A 20,818-nucleotide genomic window follows, 5' to 3' on the forward strand; every position below is an offset into this window, starting at 1 on the left:
AGTTTTGTGATGAGCGAAGCAATCAAACAGCCTGTGAGCCCTGAAGGCATTATTCAGATGCAGGGCGTGAACAAGTGGTACGGCCAGTTTCACGTACTCAAGGACATCAACCTCAACGTCAAGCAGGGCGAGCGAATCGTCCTGTGCGGCCCGTCGGGTTCCGGCAAGTCCACCACCATCCGCTGCCTCAACCGTCTGGAAGAACACCAGCAGGGCCGCATCGTGGTCGACGGCGTGGAACTGACCAACGACCTCAAGCAGATCGAAGCGATCCGTCGTGAAGTCGGCATGGTGTTCCAGCACTTCAACCTGTTCCCGCACCTGACCATTTTGCAGAACTGCACCCTGGCGCCGATGTGGGTGCGCAAGATGCCCAAGCGCAAGGCCGAGGAAATTGCCATGCATTACCTGGAACGCGTACGCATTCCGGAGCAGGCGCATAAGTACCCGGGGCAACTGTCCGGTGGCCAGCAACAGCGTGTGGCGATTGCCCGTGCACTGTGCATGAAGCCGAAAATCATGCTGTTCGACGAACCGACTTCGGCACTCGACCCGGAGATGGTGAAAGAGGTGCTGGACACCATGATCGGCCTGGCCGAAGACGGCATGACCATGCTCTGCGTAACCCACGAAATGGGCTTTGCCCGTACCGTGGCCAACCGCGTGATCTTCATGGACAAGGGCGAAATCGTTGAACAGGCCGCACCAAACGACTTCTTCGACAAACCGCAGAACGAGCGCACCAAGCTGTTCCTGAGCCAGATCCTGCATTGATCTCAGACTGACTCGCAAAAACAGACCCGGCCTCGCGCCGGGTTTGTTTTACTACGTCTGCTATTCAGGAAGCCGTGAGCGTTTCATGCTCTTTGTGCACTGTCGTTTTGAATTGTCTCAAGTCCGCATCTTCACCCAGAATCTTTGCGTCGGTGAGCAAATGCGGGTAACGATCCAGCAGACGCATCAGTAGTATCAATGCCTTTGGTGGAAGTACTTCACCGCTCTCATAGCGAGAAAACGCGTTGTGGCCGCCACCGGAGAGCAGTTGCACAGCGTCTTTTTGCGACAGGTGCAGTTTGCGGCGGATTCTCCTCATCTCGTTGCCGATCATCTGTCTGCCGGCTCTAACCAGTTCATCTCCTGCGTCTGAGAAACGCTGTGAGCACTCGGCGTCGAACTCGACCTCTCCGCACTTCTGGCACTCCCAACCAGACAAATCATCGATTCGACGTTCCATTCCCTTGACGCTCAAGGTTTCGCCCCGTCTCTCGAAATGCAACATGCCTTCCGGAGCTCCGCAACTGAAACACTGCTGTGTATTCATGAGTTTTTCTCCTTGAAGGAGATCACCGGTGGGCGCCCGCCGGGGCGATATGACACCTTGATGTAAATCTCCAGATCATGTGAATTGATGTGATAGACGTCTTGCCAGACTCGGTGATCGTCATAGGTCGTCATCGATTTGTACAACATGTTGCGTTGTAGTTTGAGAATGACTTCTTGCATCCCTGTGAGATCCAGGCCGAGTGCGAAGCCATTCCCTTGGGCAGTGCGTGTGAATGCTCTAGTCCCTAGCCGCATGACATCCTCCTTGATCACCACCAAGTCGTAATGGGGTGTGTTCTTTTCCATAAGAAACCGTGAACCCTATCCCTGAAATTACCCTTAAAGGGTAATTTTGACCAATCGAAAATTCCGCTCCTTTCTCGCCCATTAACCCTAGGCGCTTGTCCTCTCAGACGAAGCTGACTAACATGTCAGAAAATTCATCCGATGATTGGATGAGAGGGCGAATTCAATGTCAGAAATTTCTCCACTGGTTAAACGATCCCTGGTCGATCAGGCCCTGGACCAATTGCGCCTGCGCATCAACCAGGGTGTCTGGGTCGTCGGGCAGCGCTTGCCCACCGAGCCCGAGCTGTCCGCAGAGCTGGGCATCAGTCGCAACACCGTGCGCGAAGCCATGCGTGTGTTGGCGTTTTCCGGGCTGATCGAAATCCGTCAGGGCGACGGCAGTTACCTGCGGGCAGTGATCGATCCGCTGGATACGCTCAAGGCGTTGTCCCGTTGTTCTCTTGAGCAGGCGCGGGAAACCCGGCACATCCTTGAAGTCGAGGCCATCGGTCTGGCTGCATTGCGCCGTACCGATGAGGATCTGGTGGCGTTACGCGAGGCGCTGGGAGTCAGCGGCAGCCATTACCACGGCGATCTCGACACCTACATCGCCTGCGACCTGGTGTTCCACCGCCGTCTGGTGGACGCCGCGCACAACCCAACCCTCAGCGAGTTGTATCGCTATTTCTCCAGCATCGTCGGCGCGCAGTTGCGTCAGACGCTGAACATTGTTCCACGCCGCCAGGAAGTGTTCGACCTGCACATCGAGTTGCTCGATGCGGTCGAACAACGCGACCCGGAGCGGGCCAAAGCCCTGTCGAGGCAGTTGATCAATGAACCTTGAAACCGAGAAGTCCATGCATCGCAGTGATTTATCCACAGCCGCAAAACGCGTGGCAGAGCTGGAAGAATTGCTGATCGACGCCGAGGCCGATGATGAGCAGGTCCAGCAAGTTCACCCGGTTTTGCGCCGGCCATGGTTGTTGCTGCTGGGTCTGATTCTGGTGGCCTTGAACCTGCGACCGGCATTGTCGAGCATGGCGCCGATGCTCAGCGATGTGTCGAAGTCCCTCGGTTTGTCTGCATCCCAGGCCGGTTTGCTGACGACGTTGCCGGTGCTGTGCCTTGGCCTGTTCGCGCCATTGGCGCCGGTGCTGGCGCGCCGCTTTGGCGCCGAGCGAGTCGTGCTGGGGATTCTGCTGACCCTCGCTGGCGGGATCATCCTGCGCAGTTCCTTCGGCGAGATCGGCTTGTTCGCTGGCAGTGTGTTGGCCGGCGCCAGCATCGGCGTGATCGGCGTGTTGCTGCCGGGCATCGTCAAGCGTGATTTCCCGAATCAGGCCGGGACCATGACCGGCGTCTATACCATGGCCCTGTGCCTGGGCGCGGCGATGGCGGCGGGGGCGACCGTGCCCCTCAGCGAGCATTTCGACAAGAACTGGGCAATGGGCCTTGGCTTTTGGGTTATCCCGGCGTTAGCGGCTGCAGTGTTCTGGCTGCCGCAAGTCGGCGAGAAACACGGCGCGCATCATGTCGCCTACCGCGTCCGGGGATTATTGCGTGACCCGCTGGCCTGGCAGGTGACCTTGTACATGGGCCTGCAATCGTCCCTGGCCTACATCGTGTTCGGCTGGTTGCCGTCGATTCTGATCGGTCGCGGCCTGACCCCGACCCAGGCCGGGCTGGTGCTGTCCGGCTCGGTGATCGTGCAACTGGTCAGCTCGCTCGCGGCGCCGTGGCTGGCAACTCGCGACAAGGACCAGCGGCTGGCGATTGTGATTGTGATGGTGCTGACCCTCGGCGGCTTGTTCGGTTGCCTGTATGCGCCGATCGAAGGCTTGTGGGGCTGGGCAATTGTGCTGGGCCTGGGGCAGGGCGCCACGTTCAGCCTGGCGTTGACCCTGATCGTGCTGCGCTCGCGGGACTCCCACGTGGCGGCGAACCTGTCGAGCATGGCTCAGGGTTTCGGTTACACCCTGGCGTCGATGGGGCCGTTCGCGGTCGGTATCGTGCATGACTGGACCGGCGACTGGAACGCCGTTGGCTGGATCTTCGGCGTCATTGGCCTTGGCGCGATCATCGCCGGGCTCGGTGCCGGACGGGCGCGGTATGTGCAGGTCAGCAGCGAGAAAATTTAAATGCAATGGGGGGTGTCTACAAATAGACAACCTCCAGCGTCGCCGAGCCATCGAGTGTTGCATCGTCAGTCAGGTCCAGCGTTGAGGTAGGAGCAATGTACGTAACGAGTGTGACCCGACTGCTCAGACTCTGAATCGCGGCGGGGCCGGCAGTGCTGCCCGCAACATTGGTGAAACCCAGATAGCTCTGGGCGCCAACGGGTATCGCGCTGGACCTGGATGTACTCCATGCCCGCCCTCCTGTGGTGGAATCGGTTCGATACACTTGCGGCCAAGCGTCCACTACGGTGCTGGCGGGATCGAATTGCAGTGAGTACATACCGATCCTGTTGCCGCTGCGGTCGAGCTCAAGGCCGTAGTAGATCTCGCTGTTGACAATGGCCGAGCCGTCTCGGTTGTCGCGCATGATCAATGCGAATCGTGCAGGCATGTTGCAGTTGATGTTGAGGTCGAGTGATTCGTTGCGAAGTCGCGTCCTATTGTCGATGCTCAGGTCTTGCCGGGATATTTTTCCGTAGTCGACGAGGCCATTGCTGGAAAAAGTTGGCGTGCAGGCGGCCGGGGTAATGATGCCGTTGACTGTCAGGTTTGCGGTAGACGCCGCAAGGGCGCAAGTCGCCATGCTCGTCAAAAGCGCTGCGGTCAGGGCTGTGGGGATAAGCTTCATCGGTAAATTCCTTTTTGAGAAGAAGGTATCGGTGCTGAACCGCTCGCTCATTCAGGCAGCGAACGGTCCAGCGCCTTGGCCCTTAGAGGTATTTCACTTCGAACGTCGCGGAGCCATCAATGGTGACTTCGTCGGTCAGGGTCAGTGAGTCGGCGCGAGCGATGTACGTGTCGACCTCAAAATCAAAGGTGACAACTTCTGCATCAACTGGTGTGGTGCCGCCAGTAGTGGCAACGGACAAGAGATATCCCGGTTGAGCATCGGTTGCGCTCACCCAGGTTGATCCGCCGTTGTTTGATTTGATTGCGTCCAGCGCAGTTGCCCCGTCTTTGACTTGCACGACTTTGGGGAAAAAATAGCCCAATTTTTCGCTGTTATCGGTCAGACCAAGGCCAAACCATTCACCAGTTGATGTGCCGTCTCTATTGTCAATTGGATTCAGTGCGAACTTGGCTGGATCACTACAGGATACGACTAGTTGAATTGGATCTGTCCCAACCTTGGTATTGCGGTCTCGATAAAGGTCCTGAGACGAGATCTTGCCCAGATCGATGACACCTCCACTGGACAAGGTCGGCGTGCAAGCGACAGGCGTGATGAGGCCTGTGACCGTCAGGTCGACGTTCGAGGCGGCGATGGCGTAAGGTGCGGCGCCGATCAGTGCCGTTGTAGTGAGTGCTGCGAAGTACTTTTTCATGTTGAAACTTCCTTTCTTTCGTTATTGACCTTGAATGGTCCGGGGCGCGTGAGTGCTCCTCGGGTTCAACAAGGCAGGTTGGGTGTTACGGGTAAAGAATTTCGATGGTCCCCGAGCCGTCGAGGTGAACGGCGCTACTCAAGTCCAGGCTCGTGGTGGGGGCGATCACGGCATCCACCGTCACTGTGGTTGTGAGGTTCTGGATCGAGGCCGGCCCTGAAGTGCTGCCGGCACTGTCGGTAAAACCCAGGTAGCTTTTCTGGGCGAACGGTATGGGGTTCGGACTGGAGGTGCTCCAGGCCACGCCTTGGGTGGTGGAGTCGGTTCGATACAGGCGGGTAAAGCTGTCGGCGCTGGCGTTGGCGGGATCGACATTGAGTGAATACAGGCCGATCTTGTTGCTGCGGTGATCCAGACCCAGCCCGTAGTAAATCTCGCTGTTGACCGTCGCCGAGCCTGAGCGGTTGTCATGCATGACCAAGGCAAATTGTGTCGGGGCGGCGCAGCCAACCCGCAGGGTTAAATCCTTGGGCGACAGCCGTGTGCTCTTGTCGGGGTTCAGGTCGTTTTTCGATAGCCGGCCGAAATCCACCAGGCCGCCATTGGACAGTTCCACGTTGCACGCGGTGGGCGCGAAACTGGCGCGCAGGGTTATCTCCCTTGAGCGGCCCGTAGCGACCCCGTCGAACAGGCCGGTGGTTTCCCAGGTAACGGCGTCACGTACCTGCAACGCTTTTTCCTGCGCCCAGGCTGTCAGTTCCAGTTGCGCCGAAAAACTTTGCCCTTGCGCCGTGACACCGCCCCGAACCGGAACGATGGCCTGCTGCGGTCGCCAAAGCAGACTCGAAGCGGTTGCTTCAGGTACCTGGCCGGCGGCGGAAATCAAGCCCAGTTCCACCGGTTGCCCATCGAGTACGGCGTCACTCATACGCACGGCATAGCTGCCGTCCCCGGTAAAGCGAAAACGCTCGGCGGTCGCGGCCATGGCACGGTAGAACAGGGTCATGTCAGTGGGTTGTGCGCAGTTCAGGTTCAGGCTCAATCGGCGCTCGCCCAAGGTTCGCTCCTGGGGCCCATTGGCGCGTATCGCCCGATTCATTACGCCGTAGTCGAGTACTGTCTGGCTGAGGGTGAGCTTGCATTCATCGGCGAGGGCCGAGGCGTGCGGCGCAAGTCCGCTCAACATCAGCGTGCCGAGTGTCAGCGACAAAGGGTGGGACAGCTTCATAGGGTCATCCTTAAAGTGCTCGACACTGGGCGGGGGCGGTCTCGTAATACACCTGGGTATTGGCCTTGGCCGGCAGTTCGAAACGCAGTTCGCAGCGCTCCAGTCCTGGTGCGGTTATCCACAGGTCGCGAGCAGTCAGGGCGTTGGGCAGAAACACCAATCCACCTTCTTGAGCGAGCGTGATGAACTCTCCGTTTGCGTTGCTTACCGTTGCGCCACGGGGCAGGGGAGCACCGTTGTCCGTGGTGACTTTGAGCAAGGCGCGACGGGTCAGCGTGACCCCGAATTCGACCTTGTCGACGGCACCACGCCCTGCGGAAACCACGGCCAGGCCATTGTTGATATCGAGGTTGCGCGGCAGCGAACGGGTGTCGACCTCAATCGGGCTGCGACCATAGGCGGTCACTTGAGGCACCACGGCCTGGCCTTGCCAATCGGTCCAGACCGGACCGCTGGGGGTCGAGACTTTGATGGCGCTTGCGTCGCCTACCGAGAGCAGCGCAAAGGTGTCCCGCACGGGGTACGGCGACAACGTCAAGCCATTGCCGTGCAGCACGACGCCGCCACGTGCTCCAGCCTGGTAACTGGAGCGCTCGGCATCGGAGCGGGTGTAACTCAAGTCCAGTTGGCTGTAACGCGGCAACAGGGAAACCCCCGCCGAGGACTGCACTTGTTTGTCTCGTGTGTCGTGCTCAACACCGACCCGGTAACTCAACTGGTCATTGACCTGTTCGTTCAAGCCGACACCGCTGCGGTATTCGCCAGCGGAACTGCGAACCCAAGAGCGCACCCGGCGGTTTTCACCCAGAGGAATACTGACGCTCAGATAAACGCTGTCATCGTTGCGCTGTGTACCGCTGACTTGCCTTTGCGCTGTGGCCGAGACGGACACGCCTCTGATGTTGGTGCCCCAGGACGCGAGGACGCGGCTGCTGCTTTGTCCGTCGAATGTCGTTGAGCGATTGAAGCCACTGCTGAACGCGCCAAGCCCGGGAGTCGACCAGGCCACTGACAAGCTGTGCTGATCGCGGTAACGCGACTGGCTGCGTTCCGACTGAGTGTCGAACACCGCCTCCGACAGTTCGCGATAGCCGAAGGTCCGATATGAAGTGCCTGCATTAATCGACCACTGTTCGCCCAAACGTTGCGATACATTCAGATCGGCCTGCAGCCCTCTGTCGGTTTGGCGGGCACGGGTGTCAGTCGTTTGCAGAGTGGTCTGGATCTGCGTGTCGGACCATGGCAGCAAGCCAAGGCCTGCGCCTGCAGCACGGTAGTCGGTGGCTCCCGTGGCGCCGGCGCTGAGCAGGGCATACGGGTTGAGTGCACCGCTCCAGCCACCGCTGATCACCCATGGTTCGCCGCTTTGCGCATCGCCGAGACTGCGCACCTGGCCTGCGGCCAACGAAAAGCCGGGAGCCGGCAGGCCAACGCCGAGCATGGCGACGGGAACCGTAAATTGTTGCTCGCGGCCATCCGCTTCCTTGACGGTCACTTCAACGTCAGAGCGACTGTCGAGCCGACGCACATTGCTCAGGGAAAACGGGCCGGCCGGAACCACTGTCGAGTGGATAAGCGAACCGTTCTGCCGAATTTCGACCTGAGCCTGGCTGTGAGCAATCCCTTCGATGGGAATGCTTTGGCCTTCCACCTGCAGGGCCTGCTCGGTCATGACCTGCACGCCGGTGATCTGCGCACCGGCCAGCACCGGGTTGTAGAGATTGATCTGACCGGCTTGAAGCACCGTCTCATGACTGGCAAAGGTGCGCTGGGCGTAAGCCGCCAGGTGAGCGGTACGGGACACATCGTTCTGCCAGGTCTGCACCTGGCGACTGCGCACAATCCAGTCGCCGGCATTGAAGCCGACCTCGGTGTTGGCTGAGGTGTAGCGATTTGTCTGGCTGCCGTATTGGCTGTAAAGGCTGTTGACGTCGTAGTTGAGCAACCCCGCGATGCCTCCGGTTTGAAAACCGGAGATATCCCGAACAGTCGGACGTATTGCGTTGGTTGGCACTATCAATGACAGGCCGAGGTTGGCCGGGTCCTGTTCGATTCGTGTTTGCGGCCAGGTGGTCAGCACATCGAAACAGCCACTGTCGGTGACCGGGGCTGGTGGCATGCTCAGATTTGCCGCATCAAGCAGGGCACGGTCAAAGCACAAGTCACCTTCCCCATTGAACGTGACGTCCACCCGGCCATGGCGCAGGCCATTGACTGTGAGGGTGATCGGATGTCGGCCAGCGGTGAAGCGCGGGGCGGCCAGCAGCAGGGTTGCGAGGCCAGGGTCGATACCGCGTTGACTCAGCATCGTTTGGTCGAATGGCGTCGATGACGAAACGTCATTGGCATCGCTGGCCAGGGCATCGATTGACACCAGCGCATTGCTCAGCAGCAACACCGCGCCGGCCTGGAGCCGAAGCGGATGAGAAGTGCCGGCAGCCCGAATCGCGGGCATGGCTTCGCCGTCACGGTATTTCGATACTGTGTTCATGGGGGTTCACTTGGGGTTTGCCGGTGGGCTGGGCCAGTCCGCTACCGCTTCAGGCTCACATCCCGCGGCGGATTACAGACCGTCGCTTCGAACAATCAGGCCCACTCTTCCTTGGCGGGTGCTTTCGGTTGTGCCGGTTTCAGGATTTGATCGGCGCGTCATAGGGCGGCACGGCAAAGCCATAAACGGTGGCGGGATGAATGCGCACTTGGGCAGCAGCCTTGGCGGTCACTGCCACGCTGATGTGCTCACCCGGCAGTACGTAGGTTTTTGGCAACATCGCACCGCTCCCGGAAGGCAGCAGTTGTACTTCCTGAGCCAGGCGTACCACGTAAGGCGTTTCGTTGTGTACGGTCAGTTGGCCGTCCTGCAGTGACCATGTCAGGTCGGTCCACGGTGTACGGTTGGGCGCCAGGCCTGCGGGGTGAAGGATGATCGGCAGGTTCTGGCGAACCGTCACACCCACTTGGGCTTTCCCGGTCTCGGCGGCGGGTTTTCCCTGGGGAAGTCCTTCAAAAATCACCCGTTTCAATCGCTGGGTGAGCAGGGGCTTTTCCGATTGCAGGATGAAGCGTACCAACTGCGTCCTGGAGGCCTCGACGCGTGCCAGCGGTGGTGTCACGAACACCAATGGCTCGGTGTCTTCGGGAATGTCTTCGATGGTGACGTGCAGCAGCGCCAGACGGGTGTCGGTATTGGTCACGGATACAGAGGTTTCCCCATTGGCTTCATTGACGATGACCACGGAGGTATCGGGCACCATGCCGTCGGCATGAGTCTGTGTGGTCAATAACAGAGCGCACGCACCGATGCCCGTATGGGTCAAACGGCGCAGATGCCTCAAAAATATCGTCTTGATGTCTCTCATTGAAATTCCCGGATAAAAGACCGTTGGCATGGCTCGGAATACAGGTAACGCAGGGGCTCCGTGAACAGGCGTGCAGTGCGCAGGGTAATTGGTGTCTTGTTCATGTATTCGATAGTCAGGCAAAGAGTGAGCGCAGTTCTGTGCAGGTACGGCCGGACTGCTTGGCAGGCCACAATTTAGCGAGCAAGCGGAGCGGGAGGAATGCAACTAATACGAAAAGGGAGGGGGTGTGTATGAAAGAGTGTTGCGGACTACGGAACGCTTGCTAACGAGGAACCCTTTGGTTGTAGTCCTTCTGCGTAGTCTTAAGCCGCACTGCACTGTAGGAACCATCTATTTGTTAAATAGGCAAAGAGTGATCCCATTGAATACATTGAGGGTGCGAAGTTAGAGGTTTTTTCGGGGCGTTGTGGAAGGGGGAGCAACGGCGCTATTTTCCGCGCCTTTGCGACACAAACAGGAGACGTCCCACAATGAGAGTCGTTATTGCTGACGATCATTCCGTCGTTCGTGTAGGGCTGCGCATACTCATCAACGCCAGCAGACGATGTGTGATCGTCGGCGAGGCCGACAGTGCCGACAGCCTGATGAGTCTGCTTTCAAGCACGCCCTGCGAACTGCTGATCACTGACTTCTCCATGCCGGGAGGGCAGCAGGCCGATGGCTTGAAAATGTTGAGTACGATCCAGCGCCATTACCCGGCCTTGCCGATCATTCTGGTGACGATGTTTACCAGTGTGGCGACGGCAAGGGCCGCGTTGGCCCAAGGGGTGATGGCCATCGTCGCCAAAACCGCCTCGTCGACCGAGTTGCCCCTGGCAATCAACGCGGTGGAGGAAGGGCGTCGCTACCTCAGCGAGTCCCTGCGCACGCTGCTGGCCAACACCCGCAATCAGATGCACGAATCGCCACTGTCAGCCAAGGAACATGAAGTGGTCCGAATGCTCGCCAGTGGTATGACCGTGAGTGAAATCGCCAGTCACTTCAAACGCAGCGTGTCGACCATCAGTAAACAAAAGAACATGGCCATGCACCGGTTAGGCATTTCCACGGACGTTGATCTTTTTTCCTACGCTCGGGACAACGGAATGTCGTACTGAAATGACGGGAGTAATCATTGCGTTATTTTCGTCATGAATGCCGATAGTGTTCGGTGCATTTGCCGACTATCGTGCAGGCAATCTTTCGAAGCCATTATGCAAATCCAGGGGAACCCGCAAATGAGTGAAGCCCATAGCGCCTTGATCACCCGTTTCTACCAGGCTTTCCAGCGCCTGGATGCCGAAGCCATGGCTGCCTGCTACACCGATGATGTGGTGTTCAGTGACCCGGCGTTCGGCGAGCTTCGCGGTCGCGATGCCGGTGACATGTGGCGCATGCTGACCACTCGGGCCAAGGACTTTTCCCTGACGTTTGACCATGTTCGCGCCGACGAGCACACCGGTGGTGCCCATTGGGTTGCGACGTATCTGTTCAGCCAGACCGGCAACACCGTGGTCAACGACATCCAGGCGCGCTTCGTTTTTCGCGATGGCAAGATTTGCGAACATCACGACAGTTTCGATGTGTGGACCTGGTCACGTCAGGCGTTGGGTTTCAAAGGTCTGCTGCTGGGCTGGACGCCACTGGTGCGCAACGCCGTTCGGGCTCAGGCATTGAAGGGGCTGAAGGCATTCCAGGCCGGTCGCTGATAAGATCGCGGCTTGTTTTCTTTCAAGTCTTGATCGTGCCGTGACCACCCCAAGCGAGTCTCCCGTCAGCAAGCCCTGGTTCGTCTACCTCGTTCGCGCCGCCAATGGTTCGCTGTATTGCGGGGTCAGCGATGATCCCGTGCGCCGCTTCGCCAAGCATCAAAGCGGCAAGGGTGCACGGTTCTTTCTTTCCAGCCCGGCCATGGCACTGGTCTACACCGAACTTTGCCGCGATAAAAGCGAAGCGCTGCGCCAGGAACGGCTGATCAAGAAACTGCGCAAAAGCGCCAAGGAATGTCTGGTCGCGTCTTATCAATCTGACTGATCGGTCCCCATCAGGCACATCTGTAGGCTACCAACCGATTGCGCGCTAAGCTGCGGATTCCTTATCTGAGCTGCGGAGCCGAGCATGTCCGAGTTGATTCTTCATCATTACCCGACGTCCCCCTTCGCCGAAAAGGCCCGGCTGCTGCTGGGTTTCAAAGGGTTGTCCTGGCGCTCGGTGAAGATCTCGCCGGTGATGCCAAAACCCGATCTTACGGCCCTGACTGGCGGTTATCGCAAAACGCCGGTGTTGCAAGTCGGTGCAGATATTTATTGCGACACGGCATTGATTGCCCGGCGACTGGAACAGGAAAAAGCCTTGCCGGCGTTTTTCCCGGAAGGTCAGGAAATGATCACCGCGTCGTTTGCCGCTTGGGCCGATTCGGTGGTGTTCCAGCATGCGGTCAGCCTGGTGTTCCAGCCGGAATCGATAGCGGTGCGCTTTGGCAATTTGTCGCCGGAAGCGATCAAGGCGTTTCTGGCCGACCGTGCCGGTTTGTTCAGTGGCGGTAGCGCGACAAAATTGTCCACCGAACAGGCCCAACATCAGTGGCCAACCCTCATGTCGCGTCTGGAGCAACAGTTGCAGCGCGAAGACGGCGATTACCTGTTTGGCGAGCCGTCGATTGCCGACTTCGCCTTGGCTCATTCGCTGTGGTTTCTCAAGGCGACGCCGGTCACGGCTCCCCTGGTCGATGCTTATCCGGCGGTCAGTGCGTGGCATTCAAGGGTGTTGGGGTTCGGCCATGGCGCATCCAGTGAGATGACGTCCGAAGAGGCGCTGGAGGTGGCGCGCAGGTCCACGCCAGCGGCGTTGCCGGATGAGCAGTTCGTCGATCCCAACGGGTTCACGGCGGGTCAGCAGGTGGTGATCGCGGCCACGGACTATGGCGTTGATCCGGTCGCGGGAGAGCTGCTGTTTGCCGGCAGCGAAGAATTGATTGTACGGCGCAAGGACGAGCGTGGCGGTGTGGTGCATGTGCACTTTCCGCGGTTCGGTTTCCGGATCGAAGCCATCTGAAACCGACATACACCTGTGGCGAGGGGCAAGCTCCCTCGCCACAAGGGTTTTGTGAGTCTGATCAGTTACTTCAACGCGGCCAGTATCGCATCCGGGTCATACCCGCGAATCAGGGTTCCGTTGACATCGATGATCGGAATCCCTCCGCCACCCAGGGCCACATAGTCCTTGCGCGCGACGGTATCCTTCTCGATATCGAATTCCTTGTACGGAATGCCTTTCTGATCGAGAAAGCGTCGGGTCAGCTTGCAGTAGCCGCACCATTCGGTGGCGTAGAGCACGACATTGGCCTTGGCCTGCGTCTGCTCAGGCAGTGCTTGCGCTGGATTGAACACCCGCTCGATCTTGCCCCAGTTCTGATAAACCACGACCACCAGCAGGATCAGCAGGAATTTTTTCAGTACGCCGCCGAGCATCAGTTGCGACGCTTCAGCTGATCGGTGAGCGAGGTGGGCAGGCCCTTGATGATCAACGTGCCGGCTTCTTCGTCGTACTCGATCTTCGAACCCAACAGGTGCGCTTCGAAACTGATCGACAGGCCTTCGGCGCGGCCAGTGAATCGGCGGAACTGGTTCAGGGTGCGTTTATCCGCCGGGATTTCCGGCGACAGGCCGTAGTCCTTGTTGCGGATGTGATCGTAGAAGGCTTTCGGGCGTTCTTCGTCGATCAGCCCCGACAACTCTTCCAGGCCCATCGGCTCACCAAGTTTGGCCTGGCTGCTGGCGTAATCCACCAGGGTCTTGGTCTTCTCGCGGGCGTCGTCTTCCGGCAGGTCCTCGCTTTCGACGAAGTCACTGAAGGCCTTGAGCAGGGTGCGGGTTTCACCCGGGCCGTCGACGCCTTCCTGACAGCCGATGAAGTCGCGGAAATACTCCGAAACCTTTTTGCCGTTCTTGCCTTTGATGAACGATATGTACTGCTTGGACTGCTTGTTGTTCTGCCACTCGGAAACATTGATCCGCGCGGCCAGGTGCAACTGGCCAAGGTCGAGGTGGCGGGACGGGGTCACGTCCAGTTCGTCGGTCACTGCCACGCCTTCGCTGTGGTGCAACAGGGCGATGGCCAGGTAGTCGGTCATGCCTTGCTGATAGTGCGCGAACAGTACGTGGCCGCCGACCGACAGGTTCGACTCTTCCATCAGTTTCTGCAGATGTTCGACCGCCACACGGCTGAATGCGGTGAAGTCCTGGCCGCCATCGAGGTACTCCTTCAGCCAGCCGCTGAACGGGAATGCGCCGGACTCCGGATGGAACAGGCCCCAGGCTTTACCCTGTTTGGCGTTATAGCTTTCGTTGAGGTCGGCGAGCATGTTCTCGATGGCCGCGGACTCAGGCAGTTCTTCGTTGCGGGCATGCAGAACTGCGGGTGTGCCGTCGGGTTTTTTGTCGATCAGGTGGACGATGCAATGACGGATCGGCATGGGCTTCTCGGCTGAATGAGGAGAGGAGGGCGTGCTCCCCCGAAAAAGCGCTCAGTGTACCGCAACCACTGGTTTTGGCGCGGTGCGAAGGGCAATTGACGGGCGACCGACGGCGCTTATGCGTTTTTTTCCTGTTTTAGTGCAATAAAGCTGACCAAATGGGTAGCTAGAGGCGGATATTTCCACGTCTGTGTGCTAGCTTTGCCCGGTCTTGCGCGACGTCACTGCGTTAAGCGTGCAGTCAGCATTTGTCAGGTCGAACCAAACCCTGATTTCGGTATCTATAACCCCGATCCCGAGGTTATTTGGCCGAGGGTGCCAGATCCAGAAGATCGGGCTCGATAGCTGACATTGCACTCTGCAATCCATATGAATTTGATAGGGAAGGAACACTAAATGGCTCTTACTAAAGACCAACTGATCGCCGACATCGCTGAAGCTATCGACGCGCCGAAAACCACCGCGCGTAACGCTCTGGACCAACTGGGCCAAATCGTTGCCGATCAGCTGGAAAACGGCGGCGAAATCACTTTGCCAGGTATCGGCAAACTGAAAGTGACTGAGCGCCCTGCCCGTACTGGCCGTAACCCTTCGACTGGCGCTGCCATCGAAATCGCTGCCAAGAAAGTGATCAAGCTGGTTGTGGCCAAAGGCCTGACCGACGCTGTCAACAAGTAAGACTTGTTAAAAAAACCGTGCACCGGAGCGATCCGGGCACGGTTTTTTTGTGCCTGCGATTTAGCGCAAATAACCTGCCGTTCACTGACTCAGCTGCTGCGCGCCCAACGCTCACGCCAGACGTGTTGCTGCGCCTTGGTCTGGAACGTCCAGGCGACGAAGCGGCTCTGTTTCTGGCCCTGACCCATTTCCACCACCTGACTGTCCAGCGCGCCGGCCTTGTTCAGGGCTGCCTGGATTGCCGGCAGGTTCGACGCCTTTGACACCAGCGTGCTGAACCACAGCACTTGTTGTGCCACCTGCACGCTCTCGCTGACCAGTTGCGTGACGAAACGCACCTCCCCGCCCTCACACCACAACTCCGCCGCTTGTCCGCCGAAGTTCAGCACCGGCAGCTTGCGTTTCGGATCCGCTTTGCCCAGCGCGCGCCATTTGCGCGTGCTGCCCCGTGTGGCCTCGTCCAGTGACGCGTGGAACGGCGGGTTGCACATCGTCAGGTCAAAGCGTTCGGCACTCTCCAGCAGGCCTGTGAGGATCTGCTTGGGGTTGCTCTGCTGACGGACCTGTATGGCTTTGTTCAGACCGTTTGACGCAATGATTGCCTTGGCGGCGGCGATGGCGGTCGCATCGATCTCGGAACCGAGAAACTGCCAGCGGTAATCGCTATAACCGATCAGCGGATACACGCAGTTGGCGCCCATGCCGATGTCCAGCACCTTCACGGCGGCGCCACGCGGGATCACACCGTCATTGCCACTGGCCAGCAGGTCGGCGAGGAAGTGCACGTAATCGGCGCGGCCTGGCACCGGCGGGCACAGGTAGTCGGCCGGAATGTCCCAGTGAGCGATGCCATAGAACGACTTGAGCAGCGCCCTGTTGAACACTCGCACGGCTTCCGGGCTGGCGAAGTCGATGCTTTCCTTGCCGTACGGGTTGATGATTACGAATTTCTTCAGTTCCGGGGCGCTTTTGATCAGCGCCGGAAAGTCGTAGCGGCCCTGATGGCGATTGCGCGGGTGCAGGCTGGCCTTCTCACGCGGTGCCGCGGCTTTGGCCGCAGGCGCGGATTCAGGCTTTTTGCGCGCAGGTTTCGGTGTACGGGGGGCGGTCATGGCGGTGGTCGATTCGGGTATGGCTAAAAGTGGCGGGCATTGTCCCACATCTGAGAGTCACACTAATCAACTGTGGGAGCGGGCTTGCTCGCGAAAGCGGACTTTCAGTCGATATTTCTATCGAATGTCATGGCCTCTTCGCGAGCAAGCCCGCTCCCACAGGGGATCTTCATTGGATGTAAGAAAGTGGCAGGCACAAAAAAGGGAGGCCATTACTGGCCTCCCTCTTTCATTGCGAATGGCCGTTACAGGCTGGCAATCCGCGCATGCTGCTCGGCCAGTTTGCCCAAGGCCTGTTCGGCCTCGGCCAGTTTGGCGCGTTCTTTCTCGATGACCTCAGCCGGGGCCTTGTCAACGAAGCCGGCGTTGGACAGCTTGCCGCCGACGCGTTGCACTTCGCCTTGCAGGCGCTGGATTTCCTTGTCCAGGCGCGCCAGTTCCGCACCTTTGTCGATCAAACCGGCCATCGGCACCAGCACTTCCATCTCGCCGACCAGTGCGGTGGCGGACAACGGTGCTTCTTCGCCGGCAGCCAGGACGGTGATCGATTCGAGGCGCGCCAGCTTCTTCAGCAGGGCTTCGTTCTCGCTCAGGCGACGCTGATCCTCGGCGCTGACGTTCTTCAGGAACAGCGGCAGCGGCTTGCCCGGGCCGATGTTCATTTCGCCACGGATGTTACGGGTGCCGAGCATCAGGCCCTTGAGCCATTCGATGTCGTCTTCGGCAGCCTGATCGATGCGTGTTTCGTTGGCCACTGGCCACGGTTGCAGCATGATCGTCTTGCCGTCGATACCGGCCAGCGGCGCGATGCGCTGCCAGATTTCTTCGGTGATGAACGGCATGAACGGGTGCGCCAGGCGCAGGGCGACTTCCAGCACGCGAACCAGGGTGCGACGGGTGCCGCGCTGGCGCTCGACCGGTGCGTTTTCGTCCCACAGCACAGGTTTGGACAGTTCCAGGTACCAGTCGCAATACTGGTTCCAGATGAACTCGTACAGGGCTTGCGCGGCCAGGTCGAAACGGAACTGGTCAAGCTGGCGGGTCACTTCGGCTTCGGTGCGTTGCAGCTGCGAAATAATCCAGCGATCAGCCAGGGACAGTTCATAGGCTTCGCCGTTCTGGCCGCAGTCTTCGCCCTTGTCCAGCACGTAGCGCGCCGCGTTCCAGATCTTGTTGCAGAAGTTGCGGTAGCCTTCGACGCGGCCCATGTCGAACTTGATGTCGCGGCCGGTGGACGCCAGCGAGCAGAAAGTGAAGCGCAGGGCGTCGGTGCCGTAGCTGGCGATGCCTTCGGCGAACTCGTCGCGGGTCTGCTTCTCGATCTTCTTCGCCAGTTTCGGCTGCATCATGCCGGAGGTGCGTTTCTGCACCAGCGCTTCGAGTTCGATGCCGTCGATGATGTCCAGCGGGTCCAGGACGTTGCCCTTGGACTTGGACATTTTCTGGCCCTGGCCATCACGCACCAGGCCGTGAACGTACACAGTCTTGAACGGAACCTGCGGCGTGCCGTCTTCGTTTTTCACCAAGTGCATGGTGAGCATGATCATCCGGGCAACCCAGAAGAAAATGATGTCGAAGCCCGTCACCAGAACGTCGGTGGAGTGGAATTTCTTCAGGAATTCGGTTTTCTCCGGCCAGCCGAGGGTGGAGAACGTCCACAGGCCCGAGCTGAACCAGGTGTCGAGAACGTCGTTGTCCTGTTGCAGGGCAATGTCCGGGCCGAGGTTGTGCCTGGCCCGTACTTCGGCTTCGTCGCGACCGACGTAGACCTTGCCCGACTCGTCGTACCAGGCCGGAATCCGGTGACCCCACCACAGCTGACGGCTGATGCACCAGTCCTGGATGTCGCGCATCCACGAGAAGTACATGTTTTCGTATTGTTTCGGCACGAACTGGATGCGGCCGTCTTCAACGGCAGCAATCGCAGGCTCGGCCAAAGGCTTGGTGGACACATACCACTGGTCGGTCAGCCACGGCTCGATGACGGTACCGGAACGGTCGCCTTTCGGCACTTTCAGGGCGTGGTCGTCAACGCTGACCAACAGACCGGCAGCATCGAACGCGGCCACGATCTGCTTGCGCGCTTCGAAGCGGTCCAGGCCGGCGTATTCGGCCGGGATCTTGCCGTCGATGCTTTCGTTCAGTGTGCCGTCGAGATTGAACACCTGGCACGCAGGAAGAACGGTGGCATTCTTGTCGAAGATGTTCAGCAGCGGCAGGTTGTGGCGCTTGCCGACTTCGTAGTCGTTGAAATCGTGGGCCGGGGTGATTTTCACGCAGCCGGTGCCGAATTCAGGGTCGCAGTAATCGTCGGCGATGATCGGGATGCGGCGGCCAACCAGCGGCAGCTCGACAAATTTGCCGATCAGGGCTTTGTAGCGATCATCGTTCGGGTTCACCGCGACGGCGGAGTCGCCGAGCATGGTTTCCGGGCGAGTGGTCGCGACGATCAGGAAATCGTTGCCTTCAGCAGTCTTGGCGCCGTCGGCCAGCGGGTATTTCAGGTTCCACAGGAAACCTTTCTCGTCGTGGTTTTCCACTTCGAGGTCGGAAATTGCCGTGTGCAGCTTGGTGTCCCAGTTGACCAGGCGCTTGCCACGGTAGATCAGGCCGTCTTCGTGCAGGCGTACGAAGGCTTCTTTCACGGCTTCCGAGAGACCGTCGTCCATGGTGAAGCGCTCGCGGCTCCAATCTACGGACGAACCGAGGCGACGGATCTGGCGGCTGATGTTGCCACCGGACTCATCCTTCCACTCCCAGACTTTCTCGAGAAATTTCTCGCGGCCCAGGTCGTGGCGGCTCTGCCCCTTGGCTTCGAGCTGACGCTCTACCAGCATCTGCGTGGCGATACCGGCGTGGTCGGTGCCCGGCTGCCACAGGGTGTTGCGACCCTGCATGCGGCGGAAACGGATCAGGGCGTCCATGATCGCGTTGTTGAAGCCGTGACCCATGTGCAGGCTGCCGGTGACGTTCGGCGGCGGGATCATGATGGTGTAGGACTCGCCCGCGCCTTGCGGGGCGAAGTAATTCTCTGACTCCCAGGTGTTGTACCAGGAAGTTTCAATGGCGTGCGGCTGGTAGGTCTTATCCATGCGCGGCGGGACCCTATTGGCATTTATTCAGGAAAAGCCGGGAAGTATAGCGGGGATGTGCCGATGCGCGTAGAGCGAGGTGACAATGGGTGGGGGGAAAATTGTGGTTGGTGTTTTGTCAGAGAGGTCCCCTTCGCGGGCAAGCCCGCTCCCACAGGATCAGTGCCGATCACAAAATAGTGGTTCGACAAAAGTCCTGTGGGAGCGGGCTTGCCCGCGAAAGCGATCTGTCAGGCGATCTGATTCAAATCGTTATGCCGCGTCTCTTTCAGGCACAGCACCGCAATCAAACTCAGCACCGCCGCCCCGGACACATACCCGCCGACGTAACTCAAACCACCCATCGCCACCAGTTTCTGTGCAAAGAACGGCGCCGCGGAAGCGCCGACAATACCGCCCAGGTTGTAGGCTGCCGACGCGCCGGTGTAGCGCACGCGGGTCGGAAACAGTTCCGGCAGCAGCGCACCCATTGGCGCAAATGTCACACCCATCAGGAACAGCTCAATGCACAAGAACAGCGCCACGCCCCAGGTCGAGCCTTGGGTCAGCAGCGGTTCCATGACGAAGCCGGACAGGACCGCCAACACGCCACCGATGATCAGCACCGGCTTGCGCCCGTAACGGTCGCTGGCCCAGGCCGACAGCGGGGTGGCGGCCGCCATGAACAGCACGGCGAAGCACAACAGGCCGAGGAAGGTTTCGCGGCTGTAGCCGAGCGTGGTCACACCGTAACTCAGGGAAAACACGGTGGAGATGTAAAACAGCGCGTAGCACACGACCATTGCGCCGGCTCCCAGCAATACGGGCGCCCAGTATTGGCTGAACAGTTCGACCAGCGGGATCTTCACGGGCTCCTGGCGAGCCACGGCGTTGGCAAATACCGGGGTCTCGTGCAGCTTGAGGCGCACATACAGGCCGACTATCACCAGTACGGCGCTGAGCAGGAACGGAATACGCCAGCCCCATGAGCGGAACTGTTCATCGTCCAGCACCACGGCCAGTGTCAGGAACAGGCCGTTCGCAGCCAGGAAGCCAATGGATGGGCCCAACTGCGGGAACATGCCGAACCACGCGCGCTTGCCTTTTGGCGCGTTCTCCGTGGCCAGCAATGCCGCGCCACCCCATTCGCCGCCTAACCCCAGGCCTTGGCCGAAGCGCAGGACGCAAAGCAGGATCGGTGCCCAGGCGCCAATGCTGTCATAACCCGGCAGCACGCCGATCAGCGTGGTGCACACGCCCATCAGCAGTAGCGAGGCGACCAGGGTTGATTTACGACCGATACGGTCGCCAAAGTGGCCGAAAAGGGCCGAACCCAAGGGGCGAGCAAGGAAGGCGATGCCGAACGTGAGAAACGCCGAAAGCATCTGTGCGGTGCCGGATGTCTGTGGAAAGAACACCGGGCCGATCACCAGCGCAGCGGCGGTGGCATAGACATAGAAGTCGTAGAACTCGATGGCGGTACCGATGAAGCTCGCAGTAGCCACGCGGGTGGCGGAGTTTGTCGGTTGCGCAGATGTGGAGTCGCTGTAAGTCGTGCTGGTCGTCATGCGGTTATCCCTGACAGTCATGTGCTCCAGTGGAGCGAATTATTATGGTCGAGAACCCAGGGATGTGGGTGGGGGCACGGTCGCTGTTTCAGGTAGGAACAGTCGTCGGTTTACTGCGGATGTTGCTGATGATCGGGCCGGAAGCTGCGAAGTGCGGGATAAGCACGGGGCCGGCGAGGCTTGGGTAAGCGGTTCGATTATAGGAAGGTGGCTAACGATCGAACAAGTAGCTG

The 20,818-nt window shown here is 59.3% G+C and carries 20 protein-coding genes; 8 read left to right on the top strand and 12 right to left on the bottom strand.

Annotated features, from left to right (window positions below; translation table 11 throughout):
- The first annotated feature begins 9 nt into the window (after nt 1-9).
- Nucleotides 10-774: an amino acid ABC transporter ATP-binding protein gene (locus ABIA48_RS20005; RefSeq protein ID WP_007989979.1), complete on the top strand. Its 765-nt coding sequence runs from the start codon at nt 10-12 to the stop codon at nt 772-774.
- Nucleotides 775-838: 64 nt separating this feature from the next.
- On the opposite strand, the gene ABIA48_RS20010 is transcribed toward ABIA48_RS20005, so the two are convergent.
- Both ABIA48_RS20010 and ABIA48_RS20015 read right to left on the bottom strand, forming a co-directional pair.
- Nucleotides 839-1,321, bottom strand: coding sequence for a type II toxin-antitoxin system MqsA family antitoxin (locus tag ABIA48_RS20010; protein WP_429490808.1), 483 nt, complete (start codon nt 1,319-1,321; stop codon nt 839-841).
- A complete protein-coding gene (locus tag ABIA48_RS20015) occupies nt 1,318-1,629 on the bottom strand; it encodes a type II toxin-antitoxin system MqsR family toxin (RefSeq protein ID WP_429490810.1) in 312 nt (103 codons plus the stop codon). Before ABIA48_RS20015 ends, ABIA48_RS20010 begins: the two co-directional genes overlap by 4 nt.
- A 166-nt stretch (nt 1,630-1,795) precedes the next feature.
- Between ABIA48_RS20015 and ABIA48_RS20020 the strand changes: the two genes are divergently transcribed.
- Both ABIA48_RS20020 and ABIA48_RS20025 read left to right on the top strand, forming a co-directional pair.
- Nucleotides 1,796-2,455, top strand: coding sequence for a FadR/GntR family transcriptional regulator (locus tag ABIA48_RS20020; protein WP_310054084.1), 660 nt, complete (start codon nt 1,796-1,798; stop codon nt 2,453-2,455).
- On the top strand, nt 2,445-3,749 hold the full coding sequence (locus tag ABIA48_RS20025; protein WP_429490812.1) for a CynX/NimT family MFS transporter: 1,305 nt from the start codon (nt 2,445-2,447) through the stop codon (nt 3,747-3,749). The genes ABIA48_RS20020 and ABIA48_RS20025 overlap by 11 nt, the downstream gene beginning before the upstream one ends.
- A gap of 16 nt (nt 3,750-3,765) precedes the next feature.
- Here the strand turns inward: ABIA48_RS20025 and ABIA48_RS20030 are convergent, their stop codons facing one another.
- From ABIA48_RS20030 to ABIA48_RS20050, 5 genes are all read right to left on the bottom strand, one after another.
- Entirely contained in the window at nt 3,766-4,416 is a 651-nt protein-coding gene (locus tag ABIA48_RS20030) for a DUF1120 domain-containing protein (protein ID WP_429490814.1), read from the bottom strand.
- A gap of 82 nt (nt 4,417-4,498) precedes the next feature.
- Complete coding sequence (locus ABIA48_RS20035) at nt 4,499-5,113, bottom strand: DUF1120 domain-containing protein (protein ID WP_429490816.1); 615 nt, start codon at nt 5,111-5,113, stop codon at nt 4,499-4,501.
- A gap of 85 nt (nt 5,114-5,198) precedes the next feature.
- Nucleotides 5,199-6,341, bottom strand: coding sequence for a DUF1120 domain-containing protein (locus ABIA48_RS20040; protein WP_429490818.1), 1,143 nt, complete (start codon nt 6,339-6,341; stop codon nt 5,199-5,201).
- A gap of 10 nt (nt 6,342-6,351) precedes the next feature.
- Nucleotides 6,352-8,832, bottom strand: coding sequence for a fimbria/pilus outer membrane usher protein (locus ABIA48_RS20045; RefSeq protein ID WP_429490820.1), 2,481 nt, complete (start codon nt 8,830-8,832; stop codon nt 6,352-6,354).
- 139 nt (nt 8,833-8,971) lie between these two features.
- A complete protein-coding gene (locus ABIA48_RS20050) occupies nt 8,972-9,700 on the bottom strand; it encodes a fimbria/pilus chaperone family protein (RefSeq protein ID WP_429490822.1) in 729 nt (242 codons plus the stop codon).
- A gap of 473 nt (nt 9,701-10,173) precedes the next feature.
- Between ABIA48_RS20050 and ABIA48_RS20055 the strand changes: the two genes are divergently transcribed.
- The 4 genes from ABIA48_RS20055 to ABIA48_RS20070 all read left to right on the top strand — a co-directional run bounded on the left by ABIA48_RS20055 (nt 10,174) and on the right by ABIA48_RS20070 (nt 12,736).
- The gene (locus ABIA48_RS20055) at nt 10,174-10,800 is read left to right on the top strand and encodes a response regulator (protein ID WP_429490824.1); all 627 of its coding nucleotides are present in this window, start codon (nt 10,174-10,176) and stop codon (nt 10,798-10,800) included.
- 120 nt (nt 10,801-10,920) lie between these two features.
- Complete coding sequence (locus tag ABIA48_RS20060; protein ID WP_429490826.1) at nt 10,921-11,391, top strand: nuclear transport factor 2 family protein; 471 nt, start codon at nt 10,921-10,923, stop codon at nt 11,389-11,391.
- A gap of 40 nt (nt 11,392-11,431) precedes the next feature.
- Complete coding sequence (locus ABIA48_RS20065; protein WP_007990002.1) at nt 11,432-11,716, top strand: GIY-YIG nuclease family protein; 285 nt, start codon at nt 11,432-11,434, stop codon at nt 11,714-11,716.
- A gap of 84 nt (nt 11,717-11,800) precedes the next feature.
- On the top strand, nt 11,801-12,736 hold the full coding sequence (locus ABIA48_RS20070) for a glutathione S-transferase family protein (protein ID WP_429490828.1): 936 nt from the start codon (nt 11,801-11,803) through the stop codon (nt 12,734-12,736).
- Between the two features lie 65 nt (nt 12,737-12,801).
- Here ABIA48_RS20070 and ABIA48_RS20075 read toward each other — a convergent pair whose 3' ends face one another.
- Together ABIA48_RS20075 and yejK are read right to left on the bottom strand one after the other, a co-directional pair.
- Nucleotides 12,802-13,152 carry a glutaredoxin family protein gene (locus tag ABIA48_RS20075; RefSeq protein WP_429490830.1) on the bottom strand — a complete coding sequence of 117 codons (351 nt, stop codon included), beginning with the start codon at nt 13,150-13,152 and terminating at the stop codon, nt 12,802-12,804.
- Nucleotides 13,152-14,156: a nucleoid-associated protein YejK gene (yejK, locus tag ABIA48_RS20080; RefSeq protein WP_007990009.1), complete on the bottom strand. Its 1,005-nt coding sequence runs from the start codon at nt 14,154-14,156 to the stop codon at nt 13,152-13,154. The genes ABIA48_RS20075 and yejK overlap by 1 nt, the downstream gene beginning before the upstream one ends.
- A gap of 396 nt (nt 14,157-14,552) precedes the next feature.
- On the opposite strand from yejK, the gene ABIA48_RS20085 reads away from it, so the two are divergent.
- Nucleotides 14,553-14,834: an HU family DNA-binding protein gene (locus ABIA48_RS20085; RefSeq protein ID WP_007905514.1), complete on the top strand. Its 282-nt coding sequence runs from the start codon at nt 14,553-14,555 to the stop codon at nt 14,832-14,834.
- A gap of 89 nt (nt 14,835-14,923) precedes the next feature.
- Here ABIA48_RS20085 and rlmF read toward each other — a convergent pair whose 3' ends face one another.
- From rlmF to ABIA48_RS20100, 3 genes are all read right to left on the bottom strand, one after another.
- On the bottom strand, nt 14,924-15,946 hold the full coding sequence (gene rlmF, locus ABIA48_RS20090; protein ID WP_429490832.1) for a 23S rRNA (adenine(1618)-N(6))-methyltransferase RlmF: 1,023 nt from the start codon (nt 15,944-15,946) through the stop codon (nt 14,924-14,926).
- A 245-nt stretch (nt 15,947-16,191) separates the two neighbouring features.
- On the bottom strand, nt 16,192-19,038 hold the full coding sequence (locus ABIA48_RS20095; RefSeq protein ID WP_429490834.1) for a valine--tRNA ligase: 2,847 nt from the start codon (nt 19,036-19,038) through the stop codon (nt 16,192-16,194).
- Nucleotides 19,039-19,268: 230 nt separating this feature from the next.
- Nucleotides 19,269-20,585: an MFS transporter gene (locus ABIA48_RS20100; RefSeq protein ID WP_429490836.1), complete on the bottom strand. Its 1,317-nt coding sequence runs from the start codon at nt 20,583-20,585 to the stop codon at nt 19,269-19,271.
- Nucleotides 20,586-20,818 lie beyond the last annotated feature (233 nt).

The organism is Pseudomonas sp. S30_BP2TU TE3576 (genome assembly GCF_050436025.1).
GTDB lineage: Bacteria > Pseudomonadota > Gammaproteobacteria > Pseudomonadales > Pseudomonadaceae > Aquipseudomonas.

What these genes read in the sequence shown, in the direction of transcription:
- ABIA48_RS20055 (WP_429490824.1), top strand. Translation starts at nt 10,174, where the DNA reads ATGAGAGTCGTTATTGCTGACGATCATTCCGTCGTTCGTGTAGGGCTG.
- ABIA48_RS20035 (WP_429490816.1), bottom strand. Translation starts at nt 5,113, where the DNA reads ATGAAAAAGTACTTCGCAGCACTCACTACAACGGCACTGATCGGCGCC.
- ABIA48_RS20045 (WP_429490820.1), bottom strand. Translation starts at nt 8,832, where the DNA reads ATGAACACAGTATCGAAATACCGTGACGGCGAAGCCATGCCCGCGATT.
- ABIA48_RS20005 (WP_007989979.1), top strand. Translation starts at nt 10, where the DNA reads ATGAGCGAAGCAATCAAACAGCCTGTGAGCCCTGAAGGCATTATTCAG.
- ABIA48_RS20015 (WP_429490810.1), bottom strand. Translation starts at nt 1,629, where the DNA reads ATGGAAAAGAACACACCCCATTACGACTTGGTGGTGATCAAGGAGGAT.
- ABIA48_RS20020 (WP_310054084.1), top strand. Translation starts at nt 1,796, where the DNA reads ATGTCAGAAATTTCTCCACTGGTTAAACGATCCCTGGTCGATCAGGCC.
- ABIA48_RS20075 (WP_429490830.1), bottom strand. Translation starts at nt 13,152, where the DNA reads ATGCTCGGCGGCGTACTGAAAAAATTCCTGCTGATCCTGCTGGTGGTC.
- ABIA48_RS20025 (WP_429490812.1), top strand. Translation starts at nt 2,445, where the DNA reads ATGAACCTTGAAACCGAGAAGTCCATGCATCGCAGTGATTTATCCACA.
- ABIA48_RS20050 (WP_429490822.1), bottom strand. Translation starts at nt 9,700, where the DNA reads ATGAGAGACATCAAGACGATATTTTTGAGGCATCTGCGCCGTTTGACC.
- ABIA48_RS20040 (WP_429490818.1), bottom strand. Translation starts at nt 6,341, where the DNA reads ATGAAGCTGTCCCACCCTTTGTCGCTGACACTCGGCACGCTGATGTTG.
- ABIA48_RS20060 (WP_429490826.1), top strand. Translation starts at nt 10,921, where the DNA reads ATGAGTGAAGCCCATAGCGCCTTGATCACCCGTTTCTACCAGGCTTTC.
- rlmF (WP_429490832.1), bottom strand. Translation starts at nt 15,946, where the DNA reads ATGACCGCCCCCCGTACACCGAAACCTGCGCGCAAAAAGCCTGAATCC.
- ABIA48_RS20100 (WP_429490836.1), bottom strand. Translation starts at nt 20,585, where the DNA reads ATGACGACCAGCACGACTTACAGCGACTCCACATCTGCGCAACCGACA.
- ABIA48_RS20070 (WP_429490828.1), top strand. Translation starts at nt 11,801, where the DNA reads ATGTCCGAGTTGATTCTTCATCATTACCCGACGTCCCCCTTCGCCGAA.
- yejK (WP_007990009.1), bottom strand. Translation starts at nt 14,156, where the DNA reads ATGCCGATCCGTCATTGCATCGTCCACCTGATCGACAAAAAACCCGAC.
- ABIA48_RS20030 (WP_429490814.1), bottom strand. Translation starts at nt 4,416, where the DNA reads ATGAAGCTTATCCCCACAGCCCTGACCGCAGCGCTTTTGACGAGCATG.
- ABIA48_RS20010 (WP_429490808.1), bottom strand. Translation starts at nt 1,321, where the DNA reads ATGAATACACAGCAGTGTTTCAGTTGCGGAGCTCCGGAAGGCATGTTG.
- ABIA48_RS20095 (WP_429490834.1), bottom strand. Translation starts at nt 19,038, where the DNA reads ATGGATAAGACCTACCAGCCGCACGCCATTGAAACTTCCTGGTACAAC.
- ABIA48_RS20085 (WP_007905514.1), top strand. Translation starts at nt 14,553, where the DNA reads ATGGCTCTTACTAAAGACCAACTGATCGCCGACATCGCTGAAGCTATC.